The organism is Streptomyces sp. NPDC041968, assembly GCF_055589025.1.
In genome coordinates, this window is record NZ_JBVJCB010000010.1 from 44335 (window position 1) to 60578 (window position 16244).

The 16244-nt window shown below is 71.8% G+C and carries 12 protein-coding genes; 6 read left to right on the forward strand and 6 right to left on the reverse strand.

The window, feature by feature from the left end:
* Positions 1-387 precede the first annotated feature (387 nt).
* The 3 genes from rho (at position 388) to ACZ6EG_RS23980 (ending at position 4016) form a co-directional block, all read left to right on the forward strand.
* A complete protein-coding gene (gene rho, locus ACZ6EG_RS23970) occupies positions 388-1524 on the forward strand; it encodes a transcription termination factor Rho (RefSeq protein WP_469607409.1) in 1137 nt (378 codons plus the stop codon).
* Between the two features lie 114 nt (positions 1525-1638).
* The gene (locus tag ACZ6EG_RS23975) at positions 1639-2817 is read left to right on the forward strand and encodes a D-alanyl-D-alanine carboxypeptidase family protein (protein WP_469607412.1); all 1179 of its coding nucleotides are present in this window, start codon (positions 1639-1641) and stop codon (positions 2815-2817) included.
* Positions 2818-2957: 140 nt separating this feature from the next.
* Positions 2958-4016 carry a fatty acid desaturase family protein gene (locus tag ACZ6EG_RS23980; protein WP_391969160.1) on the forward strand — a complete coding sequence of 353 codons (1059 nt, stop codon included), beginning with the start codon at positions 2958-2960 and terminating at the stop codon, positions 4014-4016.
* 40 nt (positions 4017-4056) lie between these two features.
* Here the strand turns inward: ACZ6EG_RS23980 and ACZ6EG_RS23985 are convergent, their stop codons facing one another.
* From ACZ6EG_RS23985 to crcB (ACZ6EG_RS23995), 3 genes are all read right to left on the reverse strand, one after another.
* Entirely contained in the window at positions 4057-4893 is an 837-nt protein-coding gene (locus ACZ6EG_RS23985; protein ID WP_469607415.1) for an undecaprenyl-diphosphate phosphatase, read from the reverse strand.
* A gap of 87 nt (positions 4894-4980) precedes the next feature.
* A complete protein-coding gene (gene crcB / locus ACZ6EG_RS23990; protein ID WP_356610048.1) occupies positions 4981-5352 on the reverse strand; it encodes a fluoride efflux transporter CrcB in 372 nt (123 codons plus the stop codon).
* On the reverse strand, positions 5349-5855 hold the full coding sequence (crcB, locus tag ACZ6EG_RS23995; RefSeq protein WP_469607419.1) for a fluoride efflux transporter CrcB: 507 nt from the start codon (positions 5853-5855) through the stop codon (positions 5349-5351). Before crcB (ACZ6EG_RS23995) ends, crcB (ACZ6EG_RS23990) begins: the two co-directional genes overlap by 4 nt.
* A gap of 155 nt (positions 5856-6010) precedes the next feature.
* Between crcB (ACZ6EG_RS23995) and ACZ6EG_RS24000 the strand changes: the two genes are divergently transcribed.
* On the forward strand, positions 6011-6403 hold the full coding sequence (locus ACZ6EG_RS24000; protein WP_391969164.1) for a MarR family winged helix-turn-helix transcriptional regulator: 393 nt from the start codon (positions 6011-6013) through the stop codon (positions 6401-6403).
* A 13-nt stretch (positions 6404-6416) separates the two neighbouring features.
* Here the strand turns inward: ACZ6EG_RS24000 and ACZ6EG_RS24005 are convergent, their stop codons facing one another.
* Positions 6417-6818: an SseB family protein gene (locus tag ACZ6EG_RS24005; protein ID WP_391969165.1), complete on the reverse strand. Its 402-nt coding sequence runs from the start codon at positions 6816-6818 to the stop codon at positions 6417-6419.
* 212 nt (positions 6819-7030) lie between these two features.
* Between ACZ6EG_RS24005 and ACZ6EG_RS24010 the strand changes: the two genes are divergently transcribed.
* Together ACZ6EG_RS24010 and ACZ6EG_RS24015 are read left to right on the forward strand one after the other, a co-directional pair.
* Positions 7031-8488 carry a glyceraldehyde-3-phosphate dehydrogenase gene (locus ACZ6EG_RS24010; RefSeq protein WP_469607423.1) on the forward strand — a complete coding sequence of 486 codons (1458 nt, stop codon included), beginning with the start codon at positions 7031-7033 and terminating at the stop codon, positions 8486-8488.
* A 155-nt stretch (positions 8489-8643) separates the two neighbouring features.
* Complete coding sequence (locus ACZ6EG_RS24015) at positions 8644-10896, forward strand: phosphoinositide-specific phospholipase C-related protein (protein WP_391969167.1); 2253 nt, start codon at positions 8644-8646, stop codon at positions 10894-10896.
* A 99-nt stretch (positions 10897-10995) separates the two neighbouring features.
* On the opposite strand, the gene ACZ6EG_RS24020 is transcribed toward ACZ6EG_RS24015, so the two are convergent.
* Together ACZ6EG_RS24020 and argG are read right to left on the reverse strand one after the other, a co-directional pair.
* Positions 10996-14379, reverse strand: a complete 3384-nt coding sequence (locus ACZ6EG_RS24020; RefSeq protein ID WP_469607426.1) for a CARDB domain-containing protein — start codon at positions 14377-14379, stop codon at positions 10996-10998.
* A gap of 375 nt (positions 14380-14754) precedes the next feature.
* Complete coding sequence (gene argG, locus ACZ6EG_RS24025; protein WP_361010619.1) at positions 14755-16200, reverse strand: argininosuccinate synthase; 1446 nt, start codon at positions 16198-16200, stop codon at positions 14755-14757.
* Positions 16201-16244 lie beyond the last annotated feature (44 nt).

Consider the following 16244-nt stretch of genomic DNA (forward strand, 5'->3'; position numbering starts at 1 on the left):
AAACAAAGAACACGGGAAGTCAGGACGTACCCCACACACCCCCCCCCCCCCCACCCACCCCCCCCCCCCCCCCCCCCCCTCCCCCCCCCCCTCCCCCTCCCCCCCCCCCCCCCCCCCCCCCCCGCGTCCTGCCGCGTGGTACAGTTCCGTCAGCACTTGTGTACGCCCCGCTGGGGCGCCGGTGCCAGTTCCCTTCGGTTTGCCGACCCGCCCGTCCCGTCGTGACCGGCGCGTCCGCTTCTCAGCCACCTCGTCAGCGAAGCCTTCTCCCCGCTGTGTCCGAGGTGCTGTTCCCCGCCGTCCCGAGGCGTGTCGACCGACCCCTCGCGCGGCTTCCCCCTCCCTTCCGCACGTCCCATGCCCGTGTCCTCGAAAGGACCGAACACCATGACCACCACACTCGAGAAGCCTCCTGCCCAGCACGCCCCGGCCGAGATCGCGAGCGGTGTCCTCGACATCGACGCGAGCGGGAGGGGTCACCTGCGGGGCCGGAGCCTCCAGGCCGAGCCGGCCGACCTCACCCTCTCCCCCGCGCTGATCCGGCGCCACGGCCTGCGCAAGGGCGACCTGGTGGAGGGCGTAGGCGGCGACCGGCGCACCTTGTCCGAGGTCGTCCGGGTCGGCGGTCGCACACCCGACCGGCGGACCCGGCGGCACTTCCACGACCTGACACCGCTGCACCCGCACGAGCGCCTGCGCCTCGAACACCCGGCGGCCGGCCTCACCGGACGGGTCGCCGATCTCGTCGCCCCGGTCGGCAAGGGCCAGCGGGGCCTGATCGTGGCGCCGCCGAAGACCGGCAAGACCGTCCTCCTCCAGCAGATCGCCGCCGCGGTCGCCGGCAACCACCCCGGCTCCCACCTGATGGTGGTGCTGCTCGACGAACGGCCCGAGGAGGTCACCGACATGCGGCGGGCGGTGCGCGGCGAGGTGTACTCCTCGACCTTCGACCGGAGCGCCAAGCAGCACATCGCCCTCGCCGACCTGGTGATCGAGCGGGCCAAACGGCTCGTCGAGGCCGGCGAGGACGTCGTCGTCCTCCTCGACTCCCTCACCCGGCTGTGCAGGGCGCACAACAACGCCGCCTCCTCCAGCGGCCGCACCCTCAGCGGCGGTGTCGACGCCGGGGCACTGATCGGGCCCAAGCGGTTCTTCGGCGCCGCCCGGGCGGCCGAGGAGGGCGGCTCGCTCACCATCCTCGCCACCGCCCTGGTGGAGACCGGGTCGCGGGCCGACGACTTCTTCTTCGAGGAACTCAAGAGCACCGGCAACATGGAGCTGCGGCTGAGCCGGGAGCTCGCCGACCGCCGGGTCTTCCCGGCCGTCGACGTGACCGGCTCCGGCACCCGCCGCGAGGAACTGCTGCTCTCGGCCCCCGAGTCGACCACCGTGCGGGGGCTGCGACGGGTCCTCGGGTCCCGGGACGGACACTCCGGCCTGGAGACACTGCTGGAGCGGCTGCGCCGGACGCCGGACAACGCCACGTTCCTGCGGCAGGTCCAGCCGACCCTGCCCGCCGACTGACGCCGGCCGCACCGAGCGGACCCGCGCGGCCCCACCTGTGGCATCCGGGTGCTTCCGGAGGCGACTCGGCCCGGTCAGCGTGGCGACCCGGGGGGCCATTCCTACGTTTGCGGTATGACTATCGGATTCTCATCTCGGGCGGTTCGCTCCACCTGTGTGCTCTGTGTGGCAGGGCTGCTGACGCTCATGCCCGCCGCCGCGGCCGCCCGTGCGGGGCGCCCGGACCCCGGTCCGCCCGGCGGGGCACGGTCGGCGGCCCAGCCGTCGCTGCTGTACCGCTCCGGCACGCAGGTCCGGCCCCGCCCCGGGGCACCCGGGGTCCCCGATGTCTCCGCGCTGTCCTGGGTGGTGGCCGACGCCGACTCCGGTGACGTCCTGGCGGCGCACGACGCCCATCGCAGGCTGCCGCCGGCCAGCACGCTGAAGACGCTGTTCGCCCTCACGGTGCTGCCGGCCCTGCCGGGCGGCATCCGGCACGAGGTGCGCGGGGACGAACTGACCGGCATCGGTCCGGGCAGCAGCCTGGTCGGGGTCGTCGAGGGCCACACGTACCAGGTGTCCGACCTGTGGAACGGCGTCTTTCTCAACTCCGGGAACGACGCCGTGCACGTCCTCGCCTCGCTCACCGGCGGCTGGGACGCCACGGCGGCCCGGATGCAGGCCGAGGCCCGTGCGCTCGGCGCCCGGGACACCCACGTGCGCTCACCCGACGGCTACGACGCGCCGGGCCAGGTGTCGTCGGCGTACGACCTGGCCCTCTTCGGCCGGGCGGGGCTGCGCAATCCCGATTTCGCGAGGTACTGCGCCAAGGTCGAGGCCATGTTCCCCGGCCGGAACGGGGACGCCTACGGGATCCGGAACACCAACCGGCTGCTCACCGGCGAGGACGGCGTGGAGCCGTACCCGGGGCTGATCGGTATCAAGAACGGCTACACCAGCAACGCAGGCAACACGCTGGTCGCCGCCGCCCGCCGGGACGGACGGACCCTGGTGGTGACCGTGATGAACCCTCAGGAGGGCGGCGGCCACGCCGTGTACGAGGAGGCCCGCTCGTTGCTCGACTGGGGCTTCGAGGCGTCCGGACGCGTCGTCCCGGTGGGCTCGTTGACCGCCGGCGGTACCCGGCCGCGACCCGGTCCGGAGGCCGTGCCCGCGGCGGCCGCGGCCGCACGGCCGGCACGCCACGACCCGGGCTGGCGGGAGACCGGCGCGATCGTGGGGGTGGCCGGGCTCGGCGCCGGCGTTGTGGCGCTCGTCCTGCGGCTCAAGCTCGTCCGGACGCGCGGTACCTGACGCCCCCTCCCCCGCCCGTCCGGTGGGCCGGGCCGCTCCCGCCAGGGGCGGACCACAGGGTGGGGGGTGGTGCCAGCCACACCCTGCTCCGGGGGCAGCCGTCATTCTGCGGCCCGGCCCCCGTTCACATACTGATGGGCATGGCGAATTCAACGGTGCTCATCGAGAGCCTTCCCCCGCGGGAGCAGGACAAGGGACGCGAGAAGGGGAGCGACTTCTCCGAGCTGTCCAGGCGCGTGGCCGACGCGGGGCTGCTGCGGCGGCGTCCGCTGTACTACACGCTGCGTTTCGGTGCCGTGGCGCTCGCGCTGGCGGGCGGTGTCGCCGCTCTGGTCGTGCTGGGGGACAGCTGGAGCCAGCTGCTCGTCGCGGTGGCGCTGGCCGTCGTCTTCGGCCAGCTCGGACTGGCCGCGCACGATCTCGCCCACCGGCAGGTCTTCTCGCGCCGCCGTCCCAGCGAGGCCGGTGGTCTGCTGGTGGCGAACCTGCTGCTCGGGATGAGCTACGGCTGGTGGATGAACAAGCACACCCGCCACCACGCCAACCCCAACCACGAGGAGAAGGACCCGGACGTCTCCCCCGACATCCTGGTCTGGTCACGGCGCCAGGCGAGCCGGGCCAAGGGGCTTCCCCGGTTCGTGGGCAGGCATCAGGCCGCCCTCTTCTTCCCGCTGCTGACGCTGGAGGGACTCAACCTGAGCTTCAGCAGCTTCAGGGCCCTGCGCGGTCCGTCCATGAAACGGCCGGTCCTGGAGGGCACGCTGCTCGTCGCCCATTTCGCCCTCTACTTCGGCGGCCTGTTCACGGTCCTCTCCCCCGGCAAGGCACTCGCCTTCATAGCCGTGCACCAGGGACTGTTCGGCATCTACCTGGGCTCGGTCTTCGCGCCCAACCACAAGGGCATGCCGATGATCGAGGAGGGCATGCGGCTCGACTTCCTGCGCCGCCAGGTCCTCACCTCCCGCAACGTGCGGGGCGGGGTGCTCGTCGACGCCTTCATGGGCGGCCTCAACTACCAGATCGAGCACCACCTCTTCCCGAGCATGCCGACGCCCGCCCTGGGCAAGGCCCAGGTGATCACCGAGCGGTACTGCGCCGAGCTGGGCGTCCCGTACCACCAGACGGGACTGCTCGCCTCGCACCGTGAGGCGCTGCGGCACCTGCGCAGCGTCGGGGAACCGCTGCGCGACGGGCACTGACGCCCCCCGGTGCCAGGGGTCGGCGGGTGACGCGCGACGCTCAGCTGTGCAGCACGCCCGCGCCGAGCAGCGCGAACAGCAGAACGCCGACCACGATCCGGTAGACGACGAAGGCGTTGAAGGTGTGCTTGGCGACGTACTTCAGGAGCCAGGCGATGGAGGCGTAGGCGACCACGAAGGAGACGAGGGTGCCGACCGCCAGGGGGGCGGCGCCGGCCCCGGTGCCCAGGGCGTCCTTCAGCTCGTACACGCCGGCACCGGTCAGGGCCGGGATGCCGAGGAAGAAGGAGAGCCGCGTGGCGGCCAGCCGGTCGAGGTCGAGCATCAGGGCGGTGGACATGGTGGCGCCGGAGCGGGAGAAGCCCGGGAAGAGCAGGGCGAGGATCTGGGAGCCGCCGACCAGCATCGCGTCCTTGAACGAGGTGTCGTCCTCGCCCCGCTTGTGCCGTCCCGTCCGGTCCGCCGCCCACATCACGCCGCTGCCGACGATCAGGGAGCCCGCGACCACCCACAGCGAGGCGAGCGGGCCCTTGATCAGCGGCCTGGCGGCCAGGCCGACCAGCACGATCGGGATCGTCGCGCAGATGACCCACCAGGCGAACTTGTAGTCGTGGTGGTAGCGCTCCTCCCGGTCGGCCAGGCCGCGCAGCCACGCGGAGACGATCCGCGCGATGTCCTTGCGGAAGTACACGAGCACCGCGGCGATCGCCCCGACCTGGATGACCGCCGAGAAGCCGACGACGGCGTCGTCGTCGACGGGGATGCCCATCAGCCCTTCGACGATCTTGAGGTGGCCGGTGGAGGAGACCGGCAGGAACTCGGTCACCCCTTCCACGGCTCCGAGGACGACGGCCTGGCCGATGCTGATGGCGCTCATGGGATCCAGTTCTGCTCGGGGCGGGCGGACTCGCGGACGGCAGGGGCGGAGGGGCCAGTCCTACTACACGCGGGCCGGCGCCGGGCGTCACGCCCAGAGCGCGTCGGCCAGCGTCACCCCCGCGTACGCCGCGCCGAGGCCGGCCGCCACACTCACCACCACGTTGGCCACCGCCCGCGGGCGGGCGCCGGTCTCGGCGAGCCGGAGGGTCTCCCAGGAGAAGGTCGAGTACGTGGTGAGGGCCCCGCACAGCCCGGTGCCGAGCAGCAGTTGCAGGCGGGGACCCGCGGCTCCGGCGAGCGCCGCGCCGGTCAGCAGGCCGAGGACGAGGCTGCCCACGACGTTCACCACAAGGGTGCCCCAGGGGAAGTCCGCGTACCGGGACCGCACCGCGAGGTCGGTGAGGTAGCGCAGGGGGGCGCCGACCATGGCGCCCGCGACGACCAGCAGCCAGTTCACGACGGCTCCCCGCCCCGCGTGCCCGTGTGCCCGGTTCCGGTACGGGTGCCCTTCAGGGCGCGGCGCGTCGCCCATGCGGCGGCCCACACCGCCGTGAGCGCGGCGAGCGGGGTCGCCGCCACGTAGGCCAGGGCGGTGCGGGCCTGGTCGGCGGCGAGCAGGTGCCGGCCGTCCACGGCGTAGGTCGAGAAGGTGGTGAAGCCGCCGAGCACCCCCGTAGCGAAGAAGGGCCGGACCAGGCGGTGGGCGGTCCACACCTCGGTGACGAGCACCATGAACGCGCCGATCACGGCACAGCCGACGACGTTGACGCAGAAGGTCGTCCAGGGGAAGCCGCCGGCCCGGGTCGGCCACCAGAGGGAGGCCCCGTACCGCGCACCGGCGCCGACGGCGCCGCCGAGGGCCACGACCGCGAGGACCGGCGCCTGCGCGCGCCACCGCGGCCGCACGGGGGCGGCGGTGGCTCGGGCGCCGTCGGAACCTTCGGGGATCGGGGCTGTCATGGTCGTACGTCTCCTGCTCGCGGGGCAGTGGACGTCCCCGGTTCGTGAGCAGGGCCAGCCTAGCGCCGGGTCGGTGCGGCGCCCTGCCGTCCGGTCCTTGCACGCGCACAATGTGCACCGTCAACGAACCGCCGTTCCGGTGCTACCGTGCAGGTATGGCAGTCACGACGGCCGGTGCGCGGCTCGAGGAACGGTGGCGGGAGATCCTTTCCGTGCACGCCCGCACGATGTGCGAGATCGACCGTGCCCTGCACCCCCACGGTCTGGGCGCGAGCGACTTCGAGGTGCTCGACGTCCTCGCGACCGAGGGGCCCGAGGAGGGCGCCCAGTGCCGGGTGCAGAACCTGGTCGGCCGGGTCCACCTGAGCCAGAGCGCCCTGTCCCGGCTCATCGCCCGGCTGGAGAAGGACGGGCTGGTGGAACGCTCGATGTGCGCGGAGGACCGGCGCGGTGTCTACGTGACCCTGACCCGCAGCGGGCGCGCACTGCACGCCGAGGTACTGCCGCTGCAGCGGGCCGTACTGGCCCGCATGCTCGGCGACGCGTAGTACGGGCTCGCCCTCAGGGGCGGGCCAGCAGGGTGCGCACGCCGTCCGACGTGAGCGTGAGGCGGTGTTCCGAGCCGGCGTCGATGGACAGCGACAGGTCGTCGGCCGGCCACTGCGCGGCGAGGGCGCCCAGCGGCACCATCCGGTAGCGGGAGACGTACGGCAGCAGGTCCGCCATCTCCAGCTCCGAGGTGAACACGGGCACCACCTGACGGCCGCCCTGCTGTTCCAGCACCGGCAGAGCCAGCATCCCCGGGTCGGCGGCGTCCTGGTCGTTCGCGTCGTCCGGCACCGGGACGAGGACGTCGCTGCCGGCGAGCGTGTCGAGGGCCGCCGTGTCCTCGGTGTTCTGGGCGAGTGTGTCCAGTGCCCGCTGGGCGGGCGAGACGGAGTTGTCGTTCGCGGGTGTTTCCATGGCAGGTCCCTGGTCGCGGCGGTGGTGGACCCGCCCCGATGATCCGTCACGGGGCGGTTCAGGCTCGCGTACCCGATCGCTCCCGCGGCAATCCTGTCCGGCACCCCGTCCGGCGCCGGAGGCGATCATCTGATCACGAGGGGGCCCACTTGATCGATCAGAAGTGCGGTCGGGTTAGCATATGAGCGCCGCCTAGCTCGAAAGACAAACTTGTGACTGTCAATGACGACTCGTTCACCAGCTGGAAGAACCGCGAGGAGATCGCGGAGTCGATGATCCCGATCATCGGGAAGCTGCACCGGGAGCAGGACGTCACCGTCCTCCTCCACAGCCGCTCCCTGGTGAACAAGTCGGTGGTCAGCATCCTCAAGACCCACCGCTTCGCCCGGCAGATCGCCGGCGCGGAGCTGTCGGTCACCGAGACGCTCCCCTTCCTCCAGACGCTCACCACGCTCGACCTCGGCCCGTCGCAGATCGACATCGGCATGCTGGCCGCCGACTACAAGACCGACGGACGCGGTCTGACGGTGGCGGAGTTCACCGCCGAGGCCGTCGCCGGCGCGATCGGCGAGAACAAGATCGAGCGCCGCGACGGACGCGACGTCGTCCTCTACGGCTTCGGCCGCATCGGCCGCCTCGTCGCCCGCCTCCTCATCGAGAAGGCCGGTTCCGGCAACGGGCTGCGACTGCGCGCCATCGTCGTGCGCGGCGGCGGCGGCGAGCGGGCCGCCGAGGACATCGTCAAGCGCGCCTCGCTGCTGCGCCGCGACTCCATCCACGGCCAGTTCCAGGGCACCATCACCGTCGACGAGGCGACCGGCTCGATCGTCGCCAACGGCAACACGATCAAGGTGATCTACGCCGACGACCCCTCCGAGGTCGACTACACGGCGTACGGCATCGACAACGCCATCCTGATCGACAACACCGGCAAGTGGCGCGACCGCGAGGGCCTCTCCCAGCACCTGCGCCCCGGCATCGACAAGGTCGTCCTGACCGCGCCCGGCAAGGGCGACGTGCCGAACATCGTGCACGGTGTCAACCACGAGACGGTGAAGCCGGACGAGCGCGTCCTGTCCTGTGCCTCCTGCACCACCAACGCGATCGTCCCGCCGCTGAAGGCCATGGACGACGAGTACGGCGTGCTGCGCGGCCACGTGGAGACCGTCCACTCGTTCACGAACGACCAGAACCTCCTGGACAACTACCACAAGGCCGACCGCCGCGGCCGCTCCGCGCCGCTCAACATGGTGATCACCGAGACCGGGGCCGCCTCGGCCGTCGCCAAGGCGCTGCCGGACCTCAAGGCGCCGATCACCGGCAGCTCGATCCGCGTTCCCGTCCCGGACGTGTCGATCGCGATCCTGAGCCTGCGCCTCGGCCGCGAGACCACGCGCGAGGAGGTCCTGGAGTACCTGCGCGACGTGTCGCTGCACTCGCCGCTGAAGCGCCAGATCGACTTCACCACGGCTCCCGACGCCGTCTCGATGGACTTCGTGGGCTCGCGCCACGCGTCGATCGTCGACGCCGGAGCCACCAAGGTCGACGGCGACAACGCGATCCTCTACCTCTGGTACGACAACGAGTTCGGCTACTCCTGCCAGGTCGTCCGCGTCGTGCAGCACGTCTCCGGGGTGGAGTACCCGACCTACCCGGCCCCGGCGGTCTGATCGGATCGGAGCAGGGCCGAGTCGCCCGGGGGCGGTGGGACAGGGTGTCCCATCGCCCCCGTCGTCGCATCAGCCTCGCGGCCCGGGGCACGAGTGGGGTGGCGTTCCCGTGAACGCCGTGTCGCACGACGGTCGGCCGGAACGAGAATGGGGCCATGGACGGACTGGTTCGGCGCTCCCCGTGGGCCCGGGTGCTGATCTGGTGCGTGGCGGTGCTGAGCACGACCGTGCTGGCCGCGGCGGCCGTGGTGCGCAGCACCGTGCTCGACCCGGAGTTCTACGGCCAGGTGCTGGAGGACGAACGGGCCTACCAGCGGTTCTACGACGAGGTGCTGGTCGACCCGGGCAGTACGCCGCTGACCAGCGACCTGCTGGACCGGTTGCCGGTCCCGCAGTCGACCATCACCTCGAACCTCAAGGTCGTGATCCCGCCGGAGACGCTGCGGGTCATGACGGACCGGCAGATCGCCGAGGTGATCCACTACCTGGAGGGCGACCGCGACCGGCTGCGGGTCACGGTCGACCTGGAACCCGTCGTCGCCAACGTCGAGCGGCTCAGCCAGGCCTACTTCGGTGAGGCGGTCGCCGCCCTCCAGCAGCGCTCCGAACCCGACTTCCAGGCCTTCGTGCAGCGCCTGTCCGAACTGGCCGCGCAGGTGGTGGCCGGCGAGGCGCCCCTGGAGGGCCTGCCGTCCCTGCCGCTCTCCCACGGTCAGGCGGTCGAGGCCACGGACGCGCTGATGCGCCTGGTGCCGGCCGCCGCCCGCGCCGGCCTCGGCCCCACCGTGCAGACGGCGCTGGACCGGGGGGACGTGGCCTCCGCCCTGGCCGCGATCGCGCCGGTCGCCCTGAACGACCAGGTCCGGGCGACCGCGACGGAGCTGCTGCGGGAGGCGCGGCAGGGCACCTGGATCGTCACCGTCGACATCGACCCCACGCACGAGGCGCCGGCCGCGGTGGACCGGGCCCGGTCCGTCACCCGCCTCTTCCAGGAGGTGGTGGAGCCGGCGGCCGCGGTGCTCTGCGCCGCCGCGCTCACCCTGCTGTGGCTCTCGACGCCGTCCCCCGCCAGGCGCCGGCTGATGCCGCTGGGCTGGGTGCCGGCCGCCGCCGCCGCGCTGATGGCCCTGACCGTGCTCCTGCTGCGCCTCGTCCTCGGGAACGCGTTGTTCGGTTCCCCCTCGTCCTGGCCCCCGTCCGCGTCGGACCTGCTGGGCGACGTCCAGGCCGCGGCCGTCGACCGGCTCGTGACCACCGCCACCGTCGTGGCGGTGATCCTGCTCGCCGCCGGAGCGCTGCTGATCACCGTCAGCTGGGTCTGGCAGACCCGGCCCGGCATGCCGGTCCTCACCGATCCGCGGCACGGCCCCACCCTGACCTTCGCGGTCACGGCCTGCGCGCTCGTCGGCACCATGGTCGCTCCGGTGGCGATCACCGGCTCGTCCCCGCGCCTCTGCCAGGGCAGTGCCGAGCTGTGCGACGCCCGCTACGACGAGATCGCCCAGCTCGCGTCGCACAACGCGATGGCCACGACGGCGGACCGGTTCATCGGCCCCCTCCAGGACCCGGACATCGTCGGCCAGTTGGACGCCGGGGTCCGGGTCCTGCTTCTCGACACGCACCGCTGGGAGCGGCCCGAGGAGGTCGCGGACCGGCTGAGCAGCTCGGACTTCTCGCCGGAACTGCGGCGGCGGCTCACCCGGATCCTGGAGCGGGTGAATCCTCCCCACCCCGGTCTGTGGCTGTGCCACTCGGTGTGCGGCGCCGGGGCCCTCGACCTGGTGCCCACGCTGCGGCAGATCGGTGACTGGCTGCGCGCCCACCCCACGGAGGTCGTCACCCTGGTCCTGCAGGACGGTGTCGGTTCCGTGGTGAGCCAGGGCGCCTTCGAACGGGCCGGGCTGTCCGACCTGCTGTACGAGCCGGACGCGGACCCGGACCGCCCGTGGCCCAGGCTCAAGGACATGATCGACAGCGGACGGCGACTGGTCGTCTTCGCGGAGAAGGCCGACGGTCCCGCGCCGTGGTACCGGAACTTCTACCGGTACGGCATGGAGACGCCGTTCGCCTTCCGCAGCCCGGACGAGATGTCCTGCCTGCCGAACCGGGGCGGGAGCGACAAGCGGCTGTTCCTGCTCAACCACTTCGTCACGGCCGGCGGCGGACGGCGGCTGGACGCCGGGGTCGTCAACTCCCGGCAGCGGGTGCTGGAGCGGGCGCACGCCTGTGAGCTGCGGCGCGGCAGACCGGTCAACTTCGTGGCGGTGGACTACGCGACGATCGGCGACGCGCTCGGTGCCGTGGAGGAGCTGAACGCGGAGCGCCTGCGGGACGACACCAGCGTGCCCGTACGGCGGTCCCCGGACCGGCTGGGCGGTACCGGCACGACCCGCACGCCGGGGCCCTGACACCCAGGCGCCCGGCGACGCGGAGGCGCTCCGCGTCGCCGGGCGGTCAGGGGGTCGGTCCCCTCCTGGTTGGTCCTCTACCGGTACGGGTGGACCCTCCTACTGATTGATCTTGAACTGGGAGCCCGGCTCGATCAGGACGTCGCCGTCCCGCGAGTTGGTGATGGTGACGTTCGTCAGCGTCGCGCTGCCGCGGGCGCCGCTCATCGCGAGGATGCCGGAGCCGTTGTTGGACCTGTCGATGCGGACGTTCTGGATCTTCACGTCCGGCATCGCGCCGCCCCCCGTCTTGAACTGGATGCCGTCGTAGGTCGAGTCGAGGATCTCGGTGTCCCTGATGGTCACGCCCGGGATGTCCTGGCCCTGGGCGAAGAGGGTGATGGCTCCGAACTCCTGGTCCTCGTTCCAGAAGGCGCCGCCCGTGCGGTGCAGGGCGTTGCCCGCGATGAGGGTCTGCCCGGAGAAGGGCAGCGGGTCGTGGTCGGTGGCGAGCATGATGCCGGGGTAGTTCATGGTGTCGGAGATGACGTTGTTCTCGATGGTGTTGCCGTAACCGCCGTACACCGCGATGCCGTTGGCCCGCCAGGGTAGCTGGATCGTGTTGTTGCGGAAGTGGTTGTCGTGGCCGACGTCCACCGAGGTGTCCTTCACGTACTTGCTGGCCCACACGGCGAGCGCGTCGTCGCCGGTGTTGCGGAAGGACGAGTTGTGCACCGTGGAGTTGCGGGTGCCGTTGGCGAAGTTGATGCCGTCGGCGTAGGTGTCCCGGATGCGCATGCCGGTGAACTCCAGGCCGTCACCGGGGCCCCACAGTTCGGGGATGTTGGAGTAGTCGCGGCCGGCCCAGACGCCGACGTTGGCGTGCTCGATCCACACGTTGCTGATCTTGGTGTTCTTGCCGAAGCGGCCGTTGAGGCCGACGCCGCCCTCATGGTTGCCGTCGCCGCCGCGGATGGTGCCCGAGCCGAAGATGGCGATGTCGGAGATCTTCGTGTTGTCGTCGATGTCGAAGCCGAAGTTGCCCTCGTGCGGGTGGTTGATGCCACCGGCCTCGTGCGGCGGGGTCAGGGTGTAGAGCTGCGAGTGCCACATGCCGGCGCCGCGGACGGTGACGTCGCGGATGCCCACCTGGTTGTACTGGCCGCGGTTCTGCGGGTCGTCGGTGAGGATCTTCTGCTCCTGGCGCCACTGTCCGGCGGGGATCCACACGCAGTCGATCCGTCCGTTCTGGTCGTCGGTGACGGCCCGCTGGATGGCGTCGGTGTCGTCGATCCCGTCACCGGGGACGGCTCCGTACGCGGTGATGGAGGTGCAGTTGGCCGGCTTGGCCGCGGCCGGCGCGACCTGCTCCAGGTCGATCAGGTCGACGACGTAGTAGGCGGCGGTGTCGCCCGCGTCCCGTTGGAGGCGGAACTGGGTGCCCTGCGGGAAGGTCCGGTTCAGCAGGGCGTGGGACTCGTCGAAGAGCCGCCGCGCGTCGCCGCCGGGCCGGTTGGTGAGGCCCTCGGGATCGTCGGTGGTGCCGTACAGCCAGCTGTGCTTGGACGACAGGGTCAGCTTCTGCACGAAGGCGCCGTCGGCGTAGAGGCTGAGGGTGGCTTCCGTTCCGCCGCCGCCGGGTGCGTCGGGGATGGAGTTGCGGACCACGATGGAGTTGGTGGACGTGGTCGAGGTGAACTCGACGTACTGACCGGTCGAGTTGAGCCGGACCGACTTGCGGCCCGAGGACTCGGTGCCGAAGTTGGTGTGCCCGAAGGTGCGTTCGGCGTCGGCGGTGACCAGGGTGCCGTTGGTGCGGCCGTCCTCGGCCTCGTACTCGGTGTAGGGCACGGCGGCGCCGCGGCCGACGACGAGGGACTTGGCGAGCACGTTGTTGTTCTCGTTGGTCTCGGCGACGACGCCCGTGGCGTCGGCGGTCGCGGTCAGCGTGACGCCGCCGCCGGTCGCCGTCCAGGTGCCGCTGACCGGCACGTTGACCGTGGCGCCGGCCGCGATCTGACCGGTGGTGCCGTTGAGGGTGGTGGAGCCCGCCTGGACACGGGTCACCGAGCCCGCGGCGGCGGCGCTGGTGCCGCGGTTGTGCACGGCGACGGTGAAGAAGACCTGGGCGCCCACGGCCGGGGCGGCCGGGTTGGTGGTGAGGGAGGTGACCTCCAGGTCGGGGCCCGGTGCCCGGTCGACGACCAGCCTGTTCGCGGCGGTGCGGCTGTTGTTGGTGTCGTCCAGCTCGGCGACGGTCCCGCGGGGGTCGACCACGGCGCCCACCGAGTAGCTGCCGGCGGGGTGGGTGCCGGTGGAGACGGCGACCTGGGCGGACTGGCCGGGGTCGAGCGCGGGGACGGCGGCGCTGCCCGCGACCGCGCCCTCGACGGTGACCTCGGTGGTGGTGGCGGCCGAGCGCGCGGTACCGGCGTTGCGCACCGTGGTGTTCACGGTGACCGCGTCGCGCTCGCTGGGCGCGGCCGGCGTCCAGGCGAGGCCGGTGACCGTGAGGTCGGGCGCGGGGGCGGCGGTGCCGACGACCTGGAACTCGGCGACCTGGCCGCCGCCGGCGCCGGTGTTGGAGAAGAACCGCAGCCGTACGTCGGCCACCTGGGCGGTGACGGGGATGCTCACCGTGTTGCCGGTGCCGGGGCTGAAGGAGTAGTCGGCGCGGGCACGCAGCGAGGTGAAGTCGCTCGCACCCTGCCTGCGGCCGAGGACCTGGATGCCCTGGGTGCGGGCGCCCCACGCGGCGTCCGGGTTCAGCTTGACGACGACGCCGCTGACGTCCGCGTCGGCGCCGAGTTTGACGGTGAGGTCGGCGGGCTGGCCGGCGGCCTCCCAGTAGGTGGAGGTGGAGTCGTCGGTGGCGTTGGCGGCGACGTAGTTCTGGGTGGTCGAGGTGGCTTCGACGGGCTTGTTGCGGGCGAGGTTGGTGCCGGTGGGCGGCGGGCCGGTGTCGACGTCCTCGCCGTACACCTCCAGCTCGGACAGCTGGGCCGCGTTCCACCCGGTGTTGCCGGTGACGTCGACGCGGACGTAGCGGGCGTCGGACGCTGCGGCGAGGTCGATGGCGACCGTGTTGGCCTGGCCCGGGTTGAAGGCACGCGCGGCCGATGCGGCCAGCGTGCGGAAGGTGGAACCGTCGGTGCTGCCCCGGAGGGAGAGGCTCTGGGTGCGGCTCTCCCAGCCGGTGGGCAGTTTGAGGACCACCCGGTCGACCTCACGGGTGCTGCCGAGGTCGACCTGCACCCACTGCGGGAAGGAACCGGCCGGGCCCTCCCAGTAGGTCGCCTGGATGCCGTCGGTGGTGTTGCCGGCCGGGTAGGCGCCGTGCGAGCCGCCCGCCGTGGCCGGGCGGCCGAGGGCGAGGTTGACGTCGGCCGCGGGTGTCGCGGCCCGGGCGGTGGCCGCGAACGGCAGCGGGAGCAGCCCGACCGTCATCAGCCCGGCCACGACGGCGCCCGTCAGCGGCCGTCGGCCAGGGGATCTCCATCTCATGGGGGTCCTCATGTTCCGTGGGGAGGCGTGGAGCACGACAGGCCGGTGAGACAGGGAGGACACCGACCATGCGCGCCAATTGAGCAGGACAGTCGATTCTTTGCGGAAAGCGCGTCATCAGATTTCTAGCGCGTCACCGCTTTGTCAACGGTCCCCGCTGTGACGGATTTGGGGCCGTAAGACGCTTGCATGACTTGCTCACTCCTTGCGTATGCGGTGAGCTGGGAAGAGGACGTCGTATGACGGAGGGAGCGATGCGGGAAGCTCGCATCGAACGCAAGTCGTGTACCGACACGAGAAACAGAAGGGCCGGCCCGACACCCTCAGGTGTCGGGCCGGCCCTTGCCGGTCGAGGAACCCTCCAGGGGGCCTCGGTCAGTCCGTGCCGAACTCCATGGCGGCGCGGTCGAGCAGCTCGTCGTCACCGGAGACCTCGCCGCGGGAGGCGATGGCCTCGGCGCCGCCCTCCGGCATGGCGCCGATCAGCCCGGTCGCCGCGGCCTGGGCCGCGCCGATGGCGGGGTTGGCGCTGCCGATCAGGCCGAGGCCGGCGTACTGCTCCAGCTTGGCGCGGGAGTCGGCGATGTCGAGGTTGCGCATGGTGAGCTGGCCGATCCGGTCCACCGGCCCGAACGCGGAGTCCTCGGTGCGCTCCATGGACAGCTTGTCCGGGTGGTAGCTGAACGCCGGGCCCGTGGTGTCGAGGATCGAGTAGTCCTCACCGCGCCGCAGCCGCAGCGTGACCTCGCCGGTGACCGCCGAGCCGACCCAGCGCTGCAGGGACTCCCGGATCATCAGCGACTGCGGGTCGAGCCAGCGGCCCTCGTACATCAGCCGGCCCAGCCGCCGCCCCTCGCTGTGGTACTGGGCGAGGGTGTCCTCGTTGTGGATGGCGTTGACGAGGCGCTCGTACGCCGCGTGCAGCAGGGCCATGCCCGGGGCCTCGTAGATACCGCGGCTCTTGGCCTCGATGATCCGGTTCTCGATCTGGTCGGACATGCCCATGCCGTGCCGGCCGCCGATGGCGTTGGCCTCCATCACCAGGTCGACGGGGGAGGCGAACTCCTTGCCGTTGACCGTCACCGGGCGGCCCTGGTCGAAGCCGATCGTGACGTCCTCGGCGGCGATCTCGACCGACGGGTCCCAGAACCGGACGCCCATGATGGGCTCCACGGTCTCCACGCCGGTGTCGAGGTGTTCGAGGGTCTTGGCCTCGTGGGTGGCGCCCCAGATGTTGGCGTCGGTGGAGTACGCCTTCTCCGTCGAGTCCCGGTAGGGGAGGTCGTGGGCGAGGAGCCACTCCGACATCTCCTTGCGGCCGCCCAGCTCGGTCACGAAGTCCGCGTCCAGCCAGGGCTTGTAGATCCTCAGCTGCGGGTTGGCGAGCAGCCCGTACCGATAGAACCGCTCGATGTCGTTGCCCTTGAACGTGGAGCCGTCACCCCAGATCTGGACGTCGTCCTCGAGCATCGCGCGGACCAGCAGCGTGCCCGTGACGGCACGGCCCAGCGGCGTGGTGTTGAAGTAGGCGCGCCCGCCCGAGCGGATATGGAACGCCCCGCAGGTGAGCGCGGCCAGGCCCTCCTCGACCAGCGCCGCGCGGCAGTCGACCAGGCGCGCGATCTCGGCGCCGTAGGTCCGGGCGCGGTCGGGCACCGAGGCGATGTCGGGCTCGTCGTACTGGCCGATGTCGGCGGTGTACGTGCAGGGGACGGCGCCCTTGTCACGCATCCACGCGACCGCGACCGAGGTGTCGAGGCCGCCCGAGAAGGCGATACCGACGCGCTCGCCGGTGGGAAGGGAGGTGAGGACCTTGGACATAGGAAGAGTATGCATGATGACGCATGACCATGCAAAGCCGGGGT

Excerpts from the sequence above, each read along its gene's own strand:
- ACZ6EG_RS23980 (WP_391969160.1), top strand. The coding sequence starts at position 2,958 with ATGGCGAATTCAACGGTGCTCATCGAGAGCCTTCCCCCGCGGGAGCAG.
- rho (WP_469607409.1), top strand. The coding sequence starts at position 388 with ATGACCACCACACTCGAGAAGCCTCCTGCCCAGCACGCCCCGGCCGAG.
- argG (WP_361010619.1), bottom strand. The coding sequence starts at position 16,200 with ATGTCCAAGGTCCTCACCTCCCTTCCCACCGGCGAGCGCGTCGGTATC.
- ACZ6EG_RS24005 (WP_391969165.1), bottom strand. The coding sequence starts at position 6,818 with ATGGAAACACCCGCGAACGACAACTCCGTCTCGCCCGCCCAGCGGGCA.
- crcB (WP_469607419.1), bottom strand. The coding sequence starts at position 5,855 with ATGACAGCCCCGATCCCCGAAGGTTCCGACGGCGCCCGAGCCACCGCC.
- ACZ6EG_RS24020 (WP_469607426.1), bottom strand. The coding sequence starts at position 14,379 with ATGAGATGGAGATCCCCTGGCCGACGGCCGCTGACGGGCGCCGTCGTG.
- ACZ6EG_RS23985 (WP_469607415.1), bottom strand. The coding sequence starts at position 4,893 with ATGAGCGCCATCAGCATCGGCCAGGCCGTCGTCCTCGGAGCCGTGGAA.
- ACZ6EG_RS23975 (WP_469607412.1), top strand. The coding sequence starts at position 1,639 with ATGACTATCGGATTCTCATCTCGGGCGGTTCGCTCCACCTGTGTGCTC.
- ACZ6EG_RS24000 (WP_391969164.1), top strand. The coding sequence starts at position 6,011 with ATGGCAGTCACGACGGCCGGTGCGCGGCTCGAGGAACGGTGGCGGGAG.
- ACZ6EG_RS24015 (WP_391969167.1), top strand. The coding sequence starts at position 8,644 with ATGGACGGACTGGTTCGGCGCTCCCCGTGGGCCCGGGTGCTGATCTGG.